15 protein-coding genes and 1 pseudogene are annotated in these 18,660 nt (G+C 41.1%); 6 read left to right on the top strand and 10 right to left on the bottom strand.

Annotation, left to right across the window (positions count from 1 at the left end; translation table 11 throughout):
• Positions 1-4: 4 nt before the first annotated feature.
• Positions 5-1,723, top strand: coding sequence for a phosphoglucomutase (locus CWM22_07585; protein ID AUC91760.1), 1,719 nt, complete (start codon positions 5-7; stop codon positions 1,721-1,723).
• A gap of 217 nt (positions 1,724-1,940) precedes the next feature.
• Here CWM22_07585 and CWM22_07590 read toward each other — a convergent pair whose 3' ends face one another.
• The 5 genes from CWM22_07590 to aroA form a co-directional block, all read right to left on the bottom strand.
• Positions 1,941-3,296 (bottom strand): 23S rRNA (uracil(1939)-C(5))-methyltransferase RlmD, encoded by a 1,356-nt coding sequence (locus CWM22_07590; GenBank protein AUC91761.1) that lies wholly within the window; start codon positions 3,294-3,296, stop codon positions 1,941-1,943.
• 66 nt (positions 3,297-3,362) lie between these two features.
• Positions 3,363-4,685 carry a LytR family transcriptional regulator gene (locus tag CWM22_07595; GenBank protein ID AUC91762.1) on the bottom strand — a complete coding sequence of 441 codons (1,323 nt, stop codon included), beginning with the start codon at positions 4,683-4,685 and terminating at the stop codon, positions 3,363-3,365.
• An 11-nt stretch (positions 4,686-4,696) separates the two neighbouring features.
• Positions 4,697-5,524: a prephenate dehydratase gene (locus CWM22_07600; protein ID AUC91763.1), complete on the bottom strand. Its 828-nt coding sequence runs from the start codon at positions 5,522-5,524 to the stop codon at positions 4,697-4,699.
• Positions 5,515-6,006: a shikimate kinase gene (locus CWM22_07605; protein AUC91764.1), complete on the bottom strand. Its 492-nt coding sequence runs from the start codon at positions 6,004-6,006 to the stop codon at positions 5,515-5,517. Before CWM22_07605 ends, CWM22_07600 begins: the two co-directional genes overlap by 10 nt.
• Positions 6,007-6,014: 8 nt before the next feature.
• Complete coding sequence (gene aroA / locus CWM22_07610) at positions 6,015-7,295, bottom strand: 3-phosphoshikimate 1-carboxyvinyltransferase (GenBank protein AUC91765.1); 1,281 nt, start codon at positions 7,293-7,295, stop codon at positions 6,015-6,017.
• Between the two features lie 212 nt (positions 7,296-7,507).
• Between aroA and CWM22_07615 the strand changes: the two genes are divergently transcribed.
• Genes CWM22_07615 through CWM22_07630 form a run of 4 tightly spaced genes read left to right on the top strand, consistent with a single transcriptional unit; the run spans position 7,508 to position 11,575 of the window.
• Positions 7,508-8,545 (top strand): 3-deoxy-7-phosphoheptulonate synthase, encoded by a 1,038-nt coding sequence (locus tag CWM22_07615; protein AUC91766.1) that lies wholly within the window; start codon positions 7,508-7,510, stop codon positions 8,543-8,545.
• 9 nt (positions 8,546-8,554) lie between these two features.
• Positions 8,555-9,580: a 3-deoxy-7-phosphoheptulonate synthase gene (locus tag CWM22_07620; GenBank protein ID AUC91767.1), complete on the top strand. Its 1,026-nt coding sequence runs from the start codon at positions 8,555-8,557 to the stop codon at positions 9,578-9,580.
• A 45-nt stretch (positions 9,581-9,625) separates the two neighbouring features.
• On the top strand, positions 9,626-10,495 hold the full coding sequence (locus tag CWM22_07625; protein ID AUC91768.1) for a shikimate dehydrogenase: 870 nt from the start codon (positions 9,626-9,628) through the stop codon (positions 10,493-10,495).
• A 12-nt stretch (positions 10,496-10,507) separates the two neighbouring features.
• On the top strand, positions 10,508-11,575 hold the full coding sequence (locus CWM22_07630) for a 3-dehydroquinate synthase (GenBank protein AUC91769.1): 1,068 nt from the start codon (positions 10,508-10,510) through the stop codon (positions 11,573-11,575).
• A 522-nt stretch (positions 11,576-12,097) separates the two neighbouring features.
• Here CWM22_07630 and CWM22_07635 read toward each other — a convergent pair.
• The 5 genes from CWM22_07635 to CWM22_07655 form a co-directional block, all read right to left on the bottom strand.
• Entirely contained in the window at positions 12,098-13,219 is a 1,122-nt protein-coding gene (locus CWM22_07635; protein AUC91770.1) for an IS110 family transposase, read from the bottom strand.
• A 109-nt stretch (positions 13,220-13,328) separates the two neighbouring features.
• Entirely contained in the window at positions 13,329-14,129 is an 801-nt protein-coding gene (locus tag CWM22_07640) for an ABC transporter ATP-binding protein (GenBank protein AUC91771.1), read from the bottom strand.
• Between the two features lie 9 nt (positions 14,130-14,138).
• Positions 14,139-15,032, bottom strand: coding sequence for an ABC transporter permease (locus CWM22_07645; GenBank protein ID AUC91772.1), 894 nt, complete (start codon positions 15,030-15,032; stop codon positions 14,139-14,141).
• 54 nt (positions 15,033-15,086) lie between these two features.
• The gene (locus CWM22_07650) at positions 15,087-16,061 is read right to left on the bottom strand and encodes an ABC transporter substrate-binding protein (GenBank protein ID AUC91773.1); all 975 of its coding nucleotides are present in this window, start codon (positions 16,059-16,061) and stop codon (positions 15,087-15,089) included.
• 23 nt (positions 16,062-16,084) lie between these two features.
• A complete protein-coding gene (locus tag CWM22_07655) occupies positions 16,085-17,044 on the bottom strand; it encodes an ABC transporter substrate-binding protein (GenBank protein AUC91774.1) in 960 nt (319 codons plus the stop codon).
• 503 nt (positions 17,045-17,547) lie between these two features.
• On the opposite strand from CWM22_07655, the pseudogene CWM22_07660 reads away from it, so the two are divergent.
• A pseudogene (locus CWM22_07660) lies at positions 17,548-18,653 on the top strand (IS630 family transposase).
• The last annotated feature ends 7 nt before the right edge of the window (positions 18,654-18,660 follow it).

The raw sequence follows: 18,660 nt of genomic DNA on the forward strand, positions 1-18,660 counted from the left end.
TGCGATGACTTATCAAGAAACCTATCAAACATGGCTCGACTTTGCGGACCTTCCAGATTACTTGCGTGAAGAATTAGTCGCAATGGATGAAAAAACAAAAGAAGATGCCTTCTATACAAATCTTGAATTTGGTACAGCTGGTATGCGTGGCTATATTGGCGCTGGTACCAACCGCATCAACGTATTCGTAGTCCGTCAAGCTACTGAAGGTTTGGCAAAATTGGTAGAATCAAAAGGTGAAGAAGCTAAAAAACGTGGTGTTGCCATCGCTTACGATTCACGTCACTTCTCGCCAGAATTTGCTTTTGAATCAGCTCAAGTTTTGGCAGCGCATGGAATCAAATCTTATGTATTTGAAAGCCTTCGTCCAACTCCTGAGTTGTCATTCGCTGTGCGCCATTACAATGCCATCGCAGGGATCATGGTGACTGCAAGCCACAACCCGAAAGAATTTAACGGCTACAAGGTTTACGGTGAAGACGGTGGACAAATGCCACCAGCTGATGCAGATGCATTGACCAACTTCATCCGTGCCATCGACAATCCATTTGCAGTTGAATTGGCTGACCTTGAAGCCAGCAAGGAAAATGGCTTGATTACAGTTCTTGGCGAAGAAACTGACGTTAAATATCTTGAAGAACTCAAAGACCTCAACATCAACCCTGAATTAATTGCTGAGTATGGTAAGGACATGAAGATTGTTTACACACCGCTTCATGGTACGGGTGAAATGTTGGCGCGTCGTGCTCTTGCACAAGCTGGTTTTGAATCTGTTCAAGTTGTTGAAGCACAGGCGACTGCTGACCCTGACTTCTCTACTGTCGCTTCACCAAACCCAGAAAGCCAAGCTGCATTTGCCCTTGCAGAAGAATTGGGCCGTGAAGTCGGGGCAGATGTCCTTCTTGCAACTGACCCTGATGCTGACCGTGTTGGTGTTGAAGTTCGTCAAGCTGACGGTTCGTACTGGAACCTTTCTGGTAACCAAATCGGCGCTATCATCGCTAAGTACATCCTTGAAGCCCACAAGCAAGCAGGTACACTTCCAGCAAACGCTGCCCTTGCTAAGTCAATTGTATCTACTGAGTTGGTAACTAAGATTGCTGAAAGCTATGGCGCTACCATGTTCAACGTCTTGACTGGTTTCAAATTCATCGCTGAGAAAATCCAAGAGTTTGAAGAAAAACACAACCATACTTACATGTTTGGTTTTGAAGAAAGCTTTGGCTATTTGATTAAACCATTCGTACGTGACAAGGATGCTATCCAGGCTGTGCTTATGGTTGCTGAAATTGCTGCCTACTACCGTTCACGTGGCATGACCTTAGCTGACGGTATCGATGAAATCTTCAAAGAATATGGCTACTTCGCTGAGAAAACCATTTCAGTTACCCTTTCTGGTAAAGACGGTGCGGAACAAATCAAGGCGATCATGGCTAAATTCCGCGATAATTCACCAGCCCAATTTAACACAACTGACATTGCAGTCTTTGAAGACTTTGCCCTTCAAACTAAGACTGACAAAGATGGAAATGTTGAAAAACTCACTACTCCTCCATCAGATGTCTTGAAATACACCTTGGCAGATGATTCTTGGTTTGCTGTTCGTCCTTCAGGAACAGAACCAAAAATCAAATTCTACATCGCAACAGTTGGTGAAACACTTGCTGAAGCAGAAGAAAAAATCGCCAACATCGAAAAAGAAATCAACGAATTTGTTGGATAATCATTTAAAACCAAAAAGAGTCGCTTTCGCGGCTCTTTTCTTTCTTAACTATGCGTATAGATTTCTCTCGAACATAAACATACAAATATATAAATGATGCAGATCATACCAATTTTTCAAAACTTGTAAAGTAGTTATACAAGAATAACAGAGGTTACATTTTATCTAATTAGAGAAAATGAGTAATTCTCTATGGAATCCCTTCGTTCAAAGTTTTCTAGTTCTTTACAAGCAGAGCGACACACTCGATGTGATGCGTATTCGGAAATAAATCAGTCGGCTGTACCTTCGTCAATTTGTACCCCAATTCCTCATAAAGTTTAATATCACGCGCCATGGTTGCCACATTACAAGAGATATAGACGATTTTCTCTGGTTTTACAGAAGTACTTGCTTTGATAAAACTTTCTGTCAAACCTTTTCGTGGTGGGTCGACAAAAATCACAGTTGGTTTGACTCCATCTGCCACCCATTTTTGCATAGCGGATTCTGCACTATCACAGACATAGGTAACATTATCAATCCCATTTCGAGCAGCATTCTTCTGACTATCAAGGACAGCCTTTTCAACGACTTCTACGCCGTAAACATGCTTGACTTGTTTTGCAAAGGAGAGACCAATTGTCCCAATACCTGAATAGGCATCAATCACGACATCATCTGCCGACAATTCTGCAAAGTCAATGGCGGTCTGATAGAGTTTTTCAGCCATTTCTGTGTTGACTTGATAGAAAGACGGTGCAGAAATTTCAAATTCATTGCCCAACATGGTATCTGCAATAGTTTCACTGCCATGCAAAAGACGGAATTCTTGACCGAATATAGCATTGGTATTCTGGTCATTAATATTCTGGATGATAGAAACCAGATTCGGAAACTGGTTCGTCAAACGCTCAATAAGAGTTTCAACACGGAAAATCTTCGGACGAGTCGTAACTAAAACTAGCATCAACTGACCTGAATAATGACCACGACGAACAACAATATTTCTCACAAGTCCTGTCTGTTCTTTCTCATCGTAAGGCTTCAAGTCTAATTTTCTCAAGAGGTCACGTGTCGCTAGAACCAAGGCATCAATTTCCTTATGTTGAATATAAAAATCTTCAATCGGAACCAAATCGTGTGAATTCTTACGGAAAAAACCAGTTTCCAATTGACCATTAACTCGACGAACTGGAACAGCTGCCTTATTACGATAAGCAAGAGGATTGTCCATTCCTAAAGTATCTGCTACTGCTATTTCTGAAATGCCTGCAATCTTACGTAGACTATTCTCAACTTGTTTTTTCTTAAAAGCTAGTTGGGCTGGATAAGTGAGATGCCCCAAGTCAGCAATACCTGTTCTTAGATAGGTCAAATCCAAGTCCTGATTACGGTCTGGTGAGAAGCTCTGCCATTGCTCCACCTTACCAAAACCAATATTTTTCTTAAGTTTTAAGATGCACATAGAAATTTTCTCGCCTGGAAGAGCATTGTCTACAAAGAAGACAAAACTATCAATTTTTGCCACACCCTGCCCCTCATGTGTCAAATCTACAACTTCTACTTCGACAATATCGTTTTTCTTTAACATAATTCTACTTTCTATTTTTGGACCACTAAAAAAGTGACCGAAGTCACTTCTAGTATACCATATTTCTTAACGCAGGCCTAACTCAGCCAAGCGCTGCTGGTATTTTTCAAAATCAACACGAAGAGCCATACCACCATACATATCATAGTCGTCAATCCAGTCTCCATATTCTGGGATTGTAACACGTTCGATACCATTTGCCGCATCCAATAGAAGACCTGGTCCCTGTAGCCACATAAAGCTTTGTGGCACTGTTGTCGGAGTCATGGCCACAACCTTACCTATAGCTTCGGAGCCAGAGAATAGTTTCATTGGATTTTTAGCTTGTGTCATAACAGCAGATAACACTTCCTGTTGACGTCTCGTACGACCAAAATCACCTTCATCATCCGAACGATAGCGCGCGTAGTTAAGCAAGGTCTTACCATCCATCTGCTGTACACCGACCTGAATCGTTTGATAAGCAGGAGCATTTTCTTCCAGCTGTAAATCATTCGGCACTTCTACTGAGCTAACGACTTCACCATTAATAGTTGAAAACTGTGCATCAATCGTTACGCCCTCAGGGAAAAGTGTATCAATCGTTGTCGCAAAGGTTGCAAAATCCACCATCGCATAGTACTTGATATCAATGTCAAAATTATTCTTCAACACCTTCCGAACTTCTTCAGCCCCTTGCTGATTATCCTGTTCTCCCAAAGTATAGGCAGTATTGAGTTTATATTCATATCCCTCAATATCCACCAAGGTATCCCGCATAAAGCTAACAAGTTTGACTTTGTTATCCGTGTTATTCACATTTAGAACCATGATGGTATCCGTTCGAGTTTCACCTGAACTTTCGCCAACACGACCGTCTGTTCCCAAAATTAAAATATTTGTCCCATTCGATGTATCTACGCCGTTGAAGACCTCAGCTACCGGCTTCTCGCTCACGCTATTCATACCTTTGAAGAAATTATAGCCCATCGCTACAATCACTAGTGCTATAGCAAGCAATACGGAACCAATAAAGCGCTTGAAACCACCCTTTTTACGAGCTTTTTTAGGTTTAGGTACCTTCGCTTTGGGCTCGATACGAGGAGACTGAAACCGTTGAGGTTTGGCTTGTCTTGTTTTTCTGGATTTACGTTCAGGATAGCGAGGCAACAGTTCCTCTTGCTCATCACCCTCTTCAAAATAATCTTCCTCGAAGTCATCTTCATAAGCCGTTGGTGTAAAGCTACGTAGAGATTGCCTTGGACTTCCATGCCGTTCTCTCAACTCTTTTTTATATAATAGATAATCCAACTCGCGACTTTCTTTGTCATTTAAGTAGTGGATATTTTTTTGCAAATAATCTAACCTCAATTGTTCATGATGGGTTAGGATATTATTGTTTTTATTCATCTGTCTTCATCCTAGCTGGTCATATAGACCAGGTAATTCCCTAGTACTTTATAGGTTATATCTAAACTAGTCAATTCTTTTTGAGAATAGGCTAATAATTCCTCAGACTGATTGTCCAGATCCAGTATGAAAAAATACTCACCCAAAGCCGTTTTCAGGGGTCGGCTTTCTATTTTTGTTAAGCTGATTCCTCTCCATGAGAAAACAGACATTGCCTTATACAAGGCTCCTGGCAGGTTATCTGGCAATGTCAATGCAAGACTAACTTTTTTAGCTACTTGTTCCAGGGCAATAGACGGAGCCTTATCCCCCAAAATCCAAAAACGTGTAAAATTCTCGCTGATTTCCTGGATGTCTTGCGCAATTACTTCCAGTCCATATTCAACTGCTGCCGCTTGCGGAGCAATTGCCGCGAATGGTTGTTCAGGGTGTTCTGCCACAAAGCGAGCAGCATAGGCTGTACTAGCTGTTATTTCAATACGAGCCTGAGGAAAATGTTCCTGAATATATTTCTTCCCCTGAGCAATTGCCTGCGGATGAGAATAAATGACCTCTACAGCCTTATCGGCACTCGTGGCTAACAGTTGTTGGGCAATCGGTTGAACAATCTCTGCAACCGCATGAATCTCCGCCTGATGAAAGAGATAGTCAATCGTTTCATGAACACTACCTTCAATCGAGTTCTCTACTGGAATAACGGAATAGGTAACTTCCCCCGTTTCGTAGGCCTTGATAACCTCTGTAATCGTTTCAAAAGCCTGCAAATCCGCAGTCGGAAAGGCCTGCTGGGCCACTTGATGTGTAAAAGAACCACGAGGTCCTAGATAGGCTACTTGCATAAAATTTTCCTTGCTACTTGTTCTGGATTCAGTTTATCTGTATCGATTACAGTATCAGCTAAACCTTGATAAAGTGCCATTCGTTCACGATAGAGGGCTTCAAACTCTTCCTTACTACACTGTAAAAAGAGAGGTCTTTGCGACTGTCTATCCTTACTAATTCTCTGATAGGCAACTTCAAAGGAGGCAGTAAGAAGTACATTGTTCTCCCTATTTGCCAACAGCAATTCCCTGTTTACTTCAGATTTAATCACACCACCACCAGTTGACACGATACAATTACTAGGTAAGTCCAGCAATTCTTTCAGTACCTCTGTCTCCAGTTGTCTAAACGAAGCCTCTCCTTCAAGACTGAAATAGTCAGCAATAGGCATACCAATCCGTTCTTCAATGATATGGTCCATATCGTAAACGGGGAGATTTAACAAATGTGCTGTTGTTGTTTTTCCAACTCCCATAAATCCAAGTAAAACGATTGGCATACGTTCTCCTAATCCATCAAACTATTTAAGTGTTCAAAGAAGGCAGGATAGCTAGTATTGATAGCTTCTGCTCTTTCCAATACAACTTCTCCATCTTTGGCCAACAAGGCGGCAATGGCAGTCATCATACCGATACGGTGGTCACCAAATGTATTGATTTCAGCACCATGTAAAGCAGTTGGTCCGTGAATAATCATACCATCTTCTGTTGGTTCAATAGTTGCTCCCATACTATTTAGAGCATCTGCAACAACCTGAATACGATCCGTTTCTTTGACTTTCAACTCCTCAGCATCACGAATAATCGTTGTTCCATGTGCTTGAGTCGCTAGTAAGGTAATAATTGGCAACTCATCAATCAAACGAGGAATCAATTCGCCTGCAATCTCCGTAGCCTTCAATTCCGACGTTTCAACTGTAATGGTAGCAGATTTTGCAAGTTCATCTATGTTAGAAAGGGTCATTTTTCCGCCCATAGCTTTAATGACATCTAGAATACCAGTCCGAGTTTCATTGATTCCTACATTTTCAAGGACAATTTTTGAACCTGGTACGATTAAGCCAGCAACCAACCAAAAAGCAGCACTTGAAATATCTCCTGGAACTGTAATCTCTTGGGCAATAAACTCCTGACCACCTTGGATGCGGATTTCCTTGCCATTGACTTCTAACTGTCCACCAAACTGGACAATCATATCTTCTGTATGGTTTCGAGTCAACTCTTTTTCTACGATGACCGACTCTCCCTCAGCCTGCAGGGCAGCAAAAATCAGAGCTGATTTTACTTGGGCAGAAGCTACAGGAAGTTGGTAGCGAATTGGTTTTAAATTCTTATTCCCTTTGATGGTCAACGGAGGTAGGTCACGTTCAGTTTGTCCAGAAATCTCTACTCCCATTTGACTGAGTGGAATAGTCACTCGGTCCATGGGACGTTTGGATAAGGAATCATCACCAAACATAGTCGCCTCAAAGTCTTGACCTGCCAAAACGCCTGAAATCAAACGAATCGAGGTTCCAGAATTTCCCATATCCAAATCATTTTTTGGTGCTTGAAGACCATCAAAGCCAACACCGTGTACTTCAACAATATCACCATTGTCTTCAATTTTTACACCCAAATCACGAAAGACCTGCATGGTTGACAAGACATCTTCCCCACGTAAAATATCGTGGACACGAGTAACACCTTTTGCAAGGGAACCAAAAATAATAGAACGATGACTGATTGATTTATCACCTGGGACACGAATTTTTCCTTGTAATTTTTCTACATTTGTTCTTAATTTCATAACTCATACCTCGAAATAGTGTTAGACCTATTCTATCATATTTATTGAATATTTTCAGATTTTTTTTGGAAAATTATATCTAAATAAAAGCGATACTCAAAATCTACAGAAATTAAAGAAAGAATTTTCAGAATTTACTGTAATTTTTACACAAAATCATGAATATTGGTTTTAAATTCTTAAAAATAATGGTATAATTGAGAAATCTATAAATGAAAGAGGAAGACCTATTGTTTACACCAATCAGCGAAAAAATTGATATCAATCAAGTACGAGAACATTCAAAACTTTCTCCAGAAACACTTACTAAAAAACAAGCTCGTGACCGTGAACTTGAGGCTATTTTAAAGGGAGAAGATGACCGTCTTCTCTTGGTTATCGGACCATGTTCATCAGACAATGAAGAGGCCGTTTTGGACTACGCACACCGCTTGGCCAAGCTTCAAGAAGAGGTCAAAGATAAAATTTTCATGGTCATGCGCGTCTATACTGCCAAGCCACGTACCAATGGTGATGGTTATAAAGGACTCATGCACCAACCAGATACAGATGCTGCACCAAGCCTCATCAACGGAATCAAAGCTGTTCGTAACCTCCACTATCGTGTCATTACGGAAACAGGTTTAACTACTGCTGACGAGATGCTCTACCCTGAAAATCTGCCTTTGGTTGATGACTTGGTTTCCTACATCGCTATCGGAGCTCGTTCGGTTGAAAATCAGCAGCACCGTTTTGTAGCGTCAGGCATCGATGTTCCAACAGGCTTGAAAAATCCAACATCTGGCAACCTCAAAGTCATGTTCAACGGTCTTTTTGCTGCTCAGAAGAAGCAATCCTTCCTCTTCAACAATACTGAAGTTGAAACATCTGGCAACCCACTTGCTCACGTTATTCTTCGTGGCGCAGTCAATGAAAATGGTAAATACCTACCAAACTATTACTATGACAATCTTCTAGAAACCATTGACCTCTATGATCAATTTGGTTTGAAAAATCCATTCATCATCATCGATACCAACCATGACAATTCTGGGAAAAATTATTTGGAACAAATCCGTATCGTCCGTCAAACCTTAATCAACCGTGACTGGAACGAAGCCATTCGTAACTACGTTCGCGGATTCATGATTGAATCCTACATTGAAGACGGTCGCCAAGACAATCCAGATGTCTATGGAAAATCCATCACAGACCCTTGCTTAGGCTGGGAAAAAACACAAGAACTCATCCGAGAAATTTACAACAGATAGGAAGATATTATGGGAATTCACAAACGTAGCACCAGTTTAGACATCGACAAAGTAAAGGAACTTTCCAAGTTAGAAGGAGAATTTCTAGCTGCAAAAAATCAGCGCGATGAAGAACTGAAAAGAATTATCCGAGGCGAAGATGACCGTCTGCTCTTGGTTATAGGCCCTTGCTCATCAGATAATGAAGAGGCCGTTCTAGAATATGCACGTCGTCTCTCTAAGCTTCAAGAGGAAGTCAAAGATAAAATCTTCATGGTCATGCGGGTTTACACAGCTAAGCCACGTACCAATGGGGAAGGCTATAAAGGACTGGTTCATCAGCCAGATACTTCTAAATTACCAGACCTCATTAACGGTATCGCTGCCGTTCGTAATTTGCATTACCGTGTCATTACTGAGACCGGACTCACAACTGCTGATGAAATGCTCTACTCTGCCAACTACCCTCTTGTGGAAGACTTGGTGTCCTACCATGCTATCGGAGCACGTTCGGTTGAAGACCAAGAACACAGATTTGTTGCATCAGGTATCGATATGCCAACTGGTATGAAAAACCCAACTTCTGGTAATTTGACCGTTATGTTCAATGGTATCTACGCCGCACAAAACAAACAGAACTTTATTTACCGTGATGCAGAAGTTGATACAGATGGCAACCCTCTAGCTCATGCTATCCTTCGTGGTGCCAATACTGAAAAGGGCGGTTATGAGCCAAACTACTACTATGATATTCTCTTGAAAACCATCAAACAGTATGAACAATTTGGTCTTAAAAATCCATTTATCGTAATTGATACCAACCACGACAATTCTGGTAAAAATTACCTGGAACAAATCCGTATCGTCCGTCAAACCCTCATCAACCGTGATTGGAACGAATCCATTCGCAAGTACGTTCGTGGTTTCATGATTGAATCCTACTTAGAAGACGGCCGTCAAGATAGCCCTGAGGTATTCGGCAAATCCATTACCGACCCTTGCTTAGGTTGGGAAAAAACGGAAGCTCTGATTCGTGAAATTCATCAAACCGTCTAATTCTTTCCTTAATTTTTTATACGATAAATAATTTGGAGGTAAGCTATGAACATTGATGGTTACACTCGTCTTGCTGCCGTTGTTGCAAAGCCAATCAAACACTCCATCTCCCCCTTCATTCATAATCTGGCTTTTAAGGAAACAGGTGTAAATGGTGTCTATGTCGCTTGGGAAATTCCCGAGGAAGATTTGGCTGTAACGCTTGAAAATATCAAACGATATGATATGTTTGGTATCAACCTGTCCATGCCCTATAAGCAGGCTGTCATCCCTTATCTCGATAGCCTGACTGACTCTGCTCGCTTAATTGGCGCTGTCAATACCGTCATTCATAAAGATGGAAAACTAATCGGTCACAACACCGATGGAATTGGATTTTTCAAGAGTTTGGAAAGACTAAAAGGCTTTCAAGTTAAGAACAAGCGACTGACCATTCTAGGTGGTGGTGGTGCTTCTACTGCTATCATAGCTCAGGCTACATTGGATGGTGCAAAGGAAATTACTATTTTCTGCCGTCAACAAAGCTTGGAAAGAACACAGGCGAGTCTTACACCTATTGCTCAAGCAACTGGAGTTCCCGTGAAGGTCCTAGCGCTTGATGATAGCCAATTACTACAGGAACATATCACCAACTCCGACTTACTAGTCAACGGAACCAGTGTAGGCATGGATGGGTATTCTCAACCTGTTCCTTCTACCATTCGCTTTCCCGAAAATCTTTTGGTTGCAGATGTGATTTATCAACCATTCGAAACACCTTTATTAAAACTAGCCCAATCACAAGGCAACCCTACTATTAACGGTTTGGGCATGCTCCTTTTCCAAGCGGCTGAAGCATTCCAAGCCTGGACTGGTAAGGAAATGCCGACTGACTTGATTTGGGACCAATTAGTCCAGAAATACGACATCAAATAGAGAGGAAATCTGATGAAACTGACCGTCAATCTTCCCAACACTCCCTACGACATCCTTATCCAAAGAGGAAGTTTAGCACAGACAGGTACATGGGTCAAAGAACTTTGGAAACCTCAGAAAATCGCCATTATTACAGATGACCACGTTGGCTCACTCTACCGTGAAACAGTTCAGTCAAGCTTAGAACAAGCTGGTTTTGAAACCATTGTCTTTGCATTTCCAGAAGGCGAAGCTTCAAAAAATCTTGATACCGTCAATCAGGCCTACGAATTTCTCGTAAAAAATGGTATGACACGAAGTGATGGAATCATTGCTCTCGGCGGGGGAGTCGTTGGCGATTTAGCTGGCTTTGTTGCCTCTACCTATATGCGAGGTATCCATTTTCTACAAATTCCAACCAGCTTGACTGCTCAGGTTGATTCCTCTATCGGGGGAAAAACTGGCGTGAACACCCCATTTGCCAAAAATATGGTGGGGACCTTCTGCCAGCCTGACGGCGTTCTCATTGACCCTGATACCCTAAAAACACTCGGCAAACGAGAATTGATTGAAGGAATGGGCGAGGTTGTCAAATATGGCTTAATAGATGATGTGAAGCTCTGGGAAACCCTAGACCAATTAGACGGCTCTGTCGAGAGCATTCTGGAACATGCTGACTATATTATCTACCACTCCTGTGAAGTCAAACGCAAGGTTGTTGTCGAAGATGAATTAGACAACGGTGTCAGACTCTACCTCAACTTCGGTCACACGATTGGACATGCTATTGAAGCGACCGCTGGCTACGGCCAAGTCATGCACGGTGAAGCTGTTGCCATCGGTATGGTACAAATCTCACGCGCAGCTGAGAAAAAAGGACTGATGCCAGCTGGTATGACAGAAAAGATTATCGCCATGTGTGAAAAATTCGGCTTGCCGACTACACACCAGCCTTGGAATGTAGATGAATTATACGCCGCCCTAACTCACGATAAAAAAGCACGTGGCAAGACCATCAAACTTGTCATCGTTCCTCAATTGGGACAGGCAGCCATCCATCAAATCCCAATGGAAGAAATGCTGGAGTTTCTACAAGTATAAGAAAAAGACTACTGACTTGAATAAATCAGTAGTCTTATTTTTTGTATAGTCTTTCAGTTTGCTTTTAGTACTAGGCAACGAGTTGAAGACAGTACTGGAGTACGGCAAAACGAGTTAACGACGTAATAAAAGATAAACTGAACGACTGATATGTAAAGCCCTTTGTCAAGTAAAAACAATCGAACTGATTAAAAAATGAAAAGTATCTAGAAAGAGCCTAGTTCTTAGCTTCGGGCATTGGCCACTCTGATATTCGTGGATTGGTTACCTACAGGTCAATGGTTCTGCCGCGAGTCCTACTCTCTATAAGCGTGGATCACAATTGTGCCACTTAGTCGTTTCGTAGATGACTCAAACCTTGAAGTCCTAAACTCCTTCAAGATACTTTCCATTCAAACATGATTTCAATCCTTATTTCTGTCCAAATTCACCCAGTGATTTTGGATAGAAATAGGGATTCCTCATCGCTCTGCGATGATAAAACTTAATGGTCAAAAGTGTACATGAAAACAAGCGCTAACTTCAAGCTATTCTTCCTGTCATCATCCCCCAAATAAAACCAGACAATTCTCGTGCAATAGCTGTTTTAGCAACATTTTGTTTCTTATTTTTTCCTAGAACAAGTGTGCGATAACGTCTTCTTAAGCGTTCATTAGCCTTATCCGCATAAGCAATCACCTCCACTCGGTTTCCACTTTGTCTCCGTTTCAATTCTTTGGATTTATACCCAATCGTCCCCTTAGCCAATGATTGTGCAGCTTCTATCAGAAGTCGTCTCACATGGCTATTCCCAGCTTTGGTGATAGCACCTCTTCTCTCCTTGTCGCCGCTAGAATTTTCGCTAGGAGTTAGCCCAAGATAAGAAGCAAAATGTTGAGCTGTCGCAAAGCGATTAAAATCACCGATTTCTGTCACAATGGAAAGAGCAGTTAGTGTTTTAATGCCAATAAAGCAAGAAAGCCGTGAGACCTTCTCTTGGTAACTGTCGCTTTGACCCAGTTGCTCAATTCGTGCATCATACCGTTCTATTTGATCTACTAATTTCTCATAGGTCAATAGATATTCTGTCAAAATCTCTGCGTAAAGTCCCTCAGGTTTTAGGGAACGGAGCCAGCGAACATGTTTCTGTGTCCAATTACTGCTTCCCTCGGTATAGCGAAAATCATGTCGGAGACAGAAGGCAAGAATTTGTTGTTTGATTTTCTTCAGAGCCACTTTGTGGTCTGTTCTCATGCGGATATATTCTTTGACTTGTTCATCCTCAACAGTAGGAATATGAACAGGCCGATAGCTACGAAAGGCCAGAGCTTTTGCGAGCTGAGCTGCATCTTTTTTATCAGTCTTAACACGCTTAGATCCTTCCTTCATCACCGTTGTAGGCGCCATCACGATACAGGGAATCCCGTGAGCTTGTAGCTGGTGATATAGGGTAAATCCAAGACATCCGGCTTCGTAGCCACATAACACTTCTGCATCTTGACCATATAAACGACGAAGCTCATTCACATAGTTCACAATATAGCTAACATTTGGACCAACTTTAGTGCTATGTTTGAATTGATTCGCCATCATATCATAATAGCAGAGTGAAAAACTTTCTTTGTGAACATCCATTCCGATGAAAAGTGTGGTAAAATGAAACATATAAGACCTCCAATTGAGTGTGGTAATTCCTGTTAGAAGTTGATTGTTTTTTTTATTCTAGTGTACAGGTAAATCCACGAATTCTCAACTGGGGGTCTTTACATATTGTCTATAAAATCATCTCATCGTCAGTTAGTTTCTCACCGCTGTTTTTGTAGAAAAGGTCCATCAAGTTTTGAACAGTCAAGTTCTTCTTCTCTTCTCCTTCTACATCAACAACAATCTGACCACGGTGCAACATGACCAAACGATTACCATATTCAATGGCGTTTTCCATATTATGCGTAATCATCAGAGCTGTCAACCGGTGACTTTCCACGATTTTCTTGGTCAATTCCATAACCATATCGCTGGTTTTTGGATCAAGGGCCGCAGTGTGTTCGTCCAGGAGCAGAACTTTTGGTTTAACCAGCGAAGCCATCATCAAGGTCAGAGCCTGACGTTGACCACCTGAAAGAAATTGCGTGTCCACCTTCATACGGTTTTCTAATCCCAGACCAAGCTCTTTCAAGGCTTCCTTAAAAATAGCACGTTCACTATCCTTCACACCCCAACCAAGACCGCGCGACAATCCACGACGATAGGCAATAGCCATATTTTCTTCAATGGTCAAGCGGGAAGCTGTTCCCATCTTAGGATCTTGGAAAACACGGCTGATGTCCTTAGAACGTTTGGCAGCTGAGACATGCTTAATGGATTTACCTTCAAGCAAAATATCGCCCGAATCAACCGTCAAGGCACCTGCAAGTGAGTTCATGAAAGTTGATTTACCAGCACCATTACCACCGATGATAGAGATAAAATCCCCTTCTTTCACATCTAGGTTCAACCCACGAAGGACATGGTTCTCATTAACTGTTCCAGCTTCGAAGGTTTTATGAATATTTTGAATTGATAAAATTGTAGACATGACTTCCTCCTAAGCATTTCCATTCAATTTTGGACGACGAATATTCAATTTCTTCTGCAATTCTGGCACATAGAGAACGGTTGCCAGAAGGATAGCTGAGAAGAGTTTAACAAGGTCTGCATCCATACCTGGAATTTCCAAAATCGCTAAGATAATCAAACGGTAAACAACTGCACCGAGAACAACCGATAGGAGTCTCCAACCCAAGCGTAAGTTACGCAAGATAACTTCTGCAATAATGACAGATGCCAAACCGATAACAATGGTACCAGTACCTGAATTGAGATCTGCATAGCCATTATTCTGAGTAAGAAGAGCACCACAAAGGGCAATTAGACCATTCGACAACATATAGCCGTAGATTTTCATATTATCTACATTGATACCATTGGACTCACTCATTGGAATATTATCCCCTGTTGAACGAATAGCTAGACCAATTTGTGTATTGAGCAAGAGCGTCAATAAGCTTATAACTGCTAGCACAAAGACCAGACCAATCACCAAAACGGCATTTGTTTTTGTCAAACCGAAATCCTGCAATTGGGTCACTAGAGTTTCTTGCTTAAGTAGAGCCACATTGGCTTTGCCTAATATTTTCAAGTTGATAGAGTAGAGACCTGTCAAGGTTACAATACCAGTCAAAAGGGCTGGAATTTTTAGTTTTGTATGAAGTAACCCAGAAATCAAGCCTGCACCCATACCAACTACCATAGCCATAAAGGTTGCCAGCAAGGGACTCACTCCGTTCACAATCCCTGTCGCACAAACAGCAGCTCCAAGCGGATAAGACCCCTCAGCTGTCATATCAGCAATATCTAAAATACGAAACGTCAAGTAAACACCAATCGCCATAACTGACCAAAGCAAGCCTTGCGAGATACTTGATAAAATAATATCCACGATTTTCTCCTTTTTCTAAATTCGTAGTCAATACTAGGTTCTATCTTACCAATCTTATTCCGATACAGCAAGCTTAGAAGTATCGATACCTAATTTCTGAGCCATTTCTTCATTAACGTGAAGACTGACGGTCTCTGGGTATTCTACTGCTGTTTCTGACACATTGGCTCCTTCGATAATCTTAATAGCCATTTTTGCAGTTTGACGACCTAAAGCTACATAGTTGGTACCGTAAGTCAAAAGCCCTCCTTCATCCACCATGTCCGTTGAACCACCGATTACTGGAACCTTATGCTCCACAGATAATTCACCGATCATGGTCATGGTTGAAGCGACAGTATTGTCTGTTGGAATAAAGAGAGCATCTACATCCTTCATCAAGCTAGTTGTCGCATCTTGGACTTCATTTGAAGATGTGATTCCTTTTACTACTACCTTATAACCTGCTTTTTCCAGCAATTCCTTAGCTTGCTCTACCTGGACTTCTGAATTACGTTCGCTAGTAGTGTACAAAATACCAACTGTCTTAGCATCTGGAACAGCTTGACCTAGCAATTCAACCTGTTTGTCAATTGGAGCTTGATCAGAAGTACCTGTCAAAAGTCCACCTGGTTTTTCAATGGATTCTACCAAGTCAGCTGACAAGGGATCTGTAACCGCAGTAAAGACAATCGGCGTTTCAGTAGACACAGTCGCTAAACTCTGGGCAGACGGCGTAGCGATTGCCAAGACAATATCATTTCCATCGATTAATTGTTCTGAAATGGTTTGAAGATTAGCTTGATCGCCTTGGGCATTTTGATAATCCAAAACCAATTTTTCACCCTCTTTATAACCATTTGCTTCTAATTCCGCCACAAAACCCTCACGGGCAGCTGTCAATGATTCATGCTCCATATATTGGAGAACTCCAACTTTTACCACATCTGAGGAAGCTTGTTCTGATGATGAGGAACAAGCTGCAAGTGTTAGCAAACCCATACTTGCTACTGAAATAGTTGCCAATTTTTTTACTAGCTTATAATACATAAACGTTTCTTCTCCTAAATATTTTACTCTTCTAATGCTTTTATAGTCGCTGCATCAATACCAACAGCTTTAGCCATTTCTTCATTGACGGTAATAGCCGCTGTATTTGGTTTTTCAACTGCTAAGTCAGCAAGCTTTTCACCCTTCAAAATCTTCACAGCCAATTCACCAGATTGAACACCGATAGCATGGTAGTCGACACCGTAGGTAAATAGAGCTGCGTCAATAACTGCCGCGTCACTTCCCATAGCTGGAACTTTTGCTTCTTTTAAAATATCACCGATTGTTGAAGCTGTAGAGGCAACTGTATTATCAGTTGGAAGATAGATAGCATCGACTTTTCCTGCAAGTGAAGTAATAGCTTGCTGAACATCGTTTGTCGTCGTAACTGTTGTCACTTCTACTTTTACACCTTTTGCTTCGAGTGCTTTTTTAGCCTGCTCAGCTTGGACTTCTGAGTTTACCTCGCTAGAATTGTAGAAAATACCGACAGTCTTCGCAGTTGGTACAACTTTGAGCAACATCTCGATTTGACCTTCCACATCAGTTGCATCAGTCGATCCCGTCATGGTCCCACCTGGTTTTTCCAATGATTCAACCAAACCTGCTTCAACTGGATCTGTGACAGCTGTGAATACACTTGATGTTTCACTATCTGCATTAAGCATGGCTTGGGCTGCCGGTGTTGCGATGGCAAAGTTAAGATCATTTTTCCCTGCCAATTTCTCAACCATTGTCTGTAAGTTTGCTTGATCACCTTGGGCATTTTGCAAATCAATCGTCAGATTTTCACCTTCCTTGTAGCCTGCTTCTTCGAGTGCCTCTACAAAGCCTTCACGAGCTGAGGTCAACGCTTCATGTTCAGCATATTGAATAATACCAACATTGACTGAACTTGAATCTGACGAATTGGAACTGCATGCAGCAAGCGTTACTGCTGACAAAAGTGCTACTGAACTAAGTATAATTTTTTTAAATCCCATGATTATTCTCCTTTTATAAATATAATTGTAAACAAGAAAGGACCGCTTAGACTACACTCTAAACGGTCCTTATATTTCATCTGTATAGGAAAACAGAATGAATTATCCGTGCCATTTAGATGTATCATCTATGAGGCACATGTCAAAATAGCTACAGCCACATAGATACAAACTTTACGTTCCCGTGTTTGCATCCATGTTTACCATGACTACAAACACTACCTAAAATAGCCGTAGAAATAAGTATGATTAGCTGAATGATTTTGACACATTTGTAACATCTCTGTTTCCCTTTCTCATTTATTTGTAACTATCATAACTGTTTTCAAATTATTTGTCAATAGGAAATTGCGTAAATTTTCAGATTTTTCAAGTTTTTTCGAATTTTTCTAAAAATAGAACCCTATATTATTAGCTATAAAACGATCTGTCATCATGTTTATATAGCTTTTTACTTTACTTTTATACTCAATTAAATTAAAAATCTGAAGTACAATAGAAACATGGAATTTACTAACGAAATGATTAAAGAGCTCAAAACAGCTCTAAAAGATAAAAACTTAGCACCTTATCACAAACGTATTCAAGCAGTATATCTTAGGGCTATCCATACTCCCTACAAAGCGATTATGGACATGCTGAATGTCTCACACGATACAATTTGGAGACTGACTAAGAAATTATCAAGAACATGGTTTAACAGGTCTTACATCAGATGCTAGAGGAGGTCGTCGCCACTCTTATATGACAGTTGAAGAAGAACAAGCCTTCTTGAGTGAGCAGTTAACTTCTGCTGTAAATGGAGAATTTGTAACTGTTGAATCCCTCTATAGAGCTTATCAAGATAAAATTGGTCGCACGACAACTAAAGATGGTTTCTACCAACTATTGAAACGTCATGGATGGGTCAAAGAATCAAAAGATTCTTTGAGACGGGAAATAAAGCTTACGCAGTAAGCAACAAAAATTAGCCCCCGTCCAGAACATCCAAAGAAAGCAGACGCCGAAACGATTCTAGCGTCTAAAAATAAAATCTTTGTACAAGGAAAAGTCAGGCAAGCGGTTTCTTGAACAAAATTCCTACAACCAAACCCGGCTTATATATCAAGATGAAGCAGGGTTTGGTCGGATTAGTAAACTGGGGGCATGTTGGAGTCCTAAAAACTACCGTCCGAATATCTCAAGCCATCATATCCGAGAATTTCGTTACTGCTATGGTGCGGCAGATGCACACACAGGGGAATCTTTCTTCATAATAGCTAGTGGTTGTAATACCGCTTGGATGAATGAATTTTTACGTCAATTATCAAAAGCTTATCCCGATGACTACATCATTTTAGTCATGGACAATGCAATTTGGCATAAATCTCAGGCACTTGAAATTCCTGATAATATTGAATTTGCGTTCATACCACCATATACCCCTGAGATGAATCCCATTGAACAAGTTTGGGCAGAAATCCGCAAACGCGGATTTAAGAACAGAGCTTTTCAAACATTGGAGTCAGTCATTGATAAGCTCCAAGAAATCATTCAAGAGTTAGATAGTGAAACTCTAAAAAGTATTGTACATAGAAAATGGGTTTATTCAGATTTTGAAATCGAATAAGCATCAT

The organism is Streptococcus suis (genome assembly GCA_002831545.1).
In the GTDB taxonomy this organism is placed as follows: domain Bacteria; phylum Bacillota; class Bacilli; order Lactobacillales; family Streptococcaceae; genus Streptococcus; species Streptococcus suis_P.

Bases quoted from the DNA above. Each gene is read 5' to 3' on its own strand.
- CWM22_07595 (AUC91762.1), bottom strand. From the start codon at position 4,685: ATGAATAAAAACAATAATATCCTAACCCATCATGAACAATTGAGGTTA.
- CWM22_07625 (AUC91768.1), top strand. From the start codon at position 9,626: ATGAACATTGATGGTTACACTCGTCTTGCTGCCGTTGTTGCAAAGCCA.
- aroA (AUC91765.1), bottom strand. From the start codon at position 7,295: ATGAAATTAAGAACAAATGTAGAAAAATTACAAGGAAAAATTCGTGTC.
- CWM22_07600 (AUC91763.1), bottom strand. From the start codon at position 5,524: ATGCAAGTAGCCTATCTAGGACCTCGTGGTTCTTTTACACATCAAGTG.
- CWM22_07640 (AUC91771.1), bottom strand. From the start codon at position 14,129: ATGTCTACAATTTTATCAATTCAAAATATTCATAAAACCTTCGAAGCT.
- CWM22_07650 (AUC91773.1), bottom strand. From the start codon at position 16,061: ATGTATTATAAGCTAGTAAAAAAATTGGCAACTATTTCAGTAGCAAGT.
- CWM22_07635 (AUC91770.1), bottom strand. From the start codon at position 13,219: ATGTTTCATTTTACCACACTTTTCATCGGAATGGATGTTCACAAAGAA.
- CWM22_07615 (AUC91766.1), top strand. From the start codon at position 7,508: ATGAAAGAGGAAGACCTATTGTTTACACCAATCAGCGAAAAAATTGAT.
- CWM22_07655 (AUC91774.1), bottom strand. From the start codon at position 17,044: ATGGGATTTAAAAAAATTATACTTAGTTCAGTAGCACTTTTGTCAGCA.
- CWM22_07620 (AUC91767.1), top strand. From the start codon at position 8,555: ATGGGAATTCACAAACGTAGCACCAGTTTAGACATCGACAAAGTAAAG.
- CWM22_07605 (AUC91764.1), bottom strand. From the start codon at position 6,006: ATGCCAATCGTTTTACTTGGATTTATGGGAGTTGGAAAAACAACAACA.
- CWM22_07630 (AUC91769.1), top strand. From the start codon at position 10,508: ATGAAACTGACCGTCAATCTTCCCAACACTCCCTACGACATCCTTATC.
- CWM22_07585 (AUC91760.1), top strand. From the start codon at position 5: ATGACTTATCAAGAAACCTATCAAACATGGCTCGACTTTGCGGACCTT.
- CWM22_07590 (AUC91761.1), bottom strand. From the start codon at position 3,296: ATGTTAAAGAAAAACGATATTGTCGAAGTAGAAGTTGTAGATTTGACA.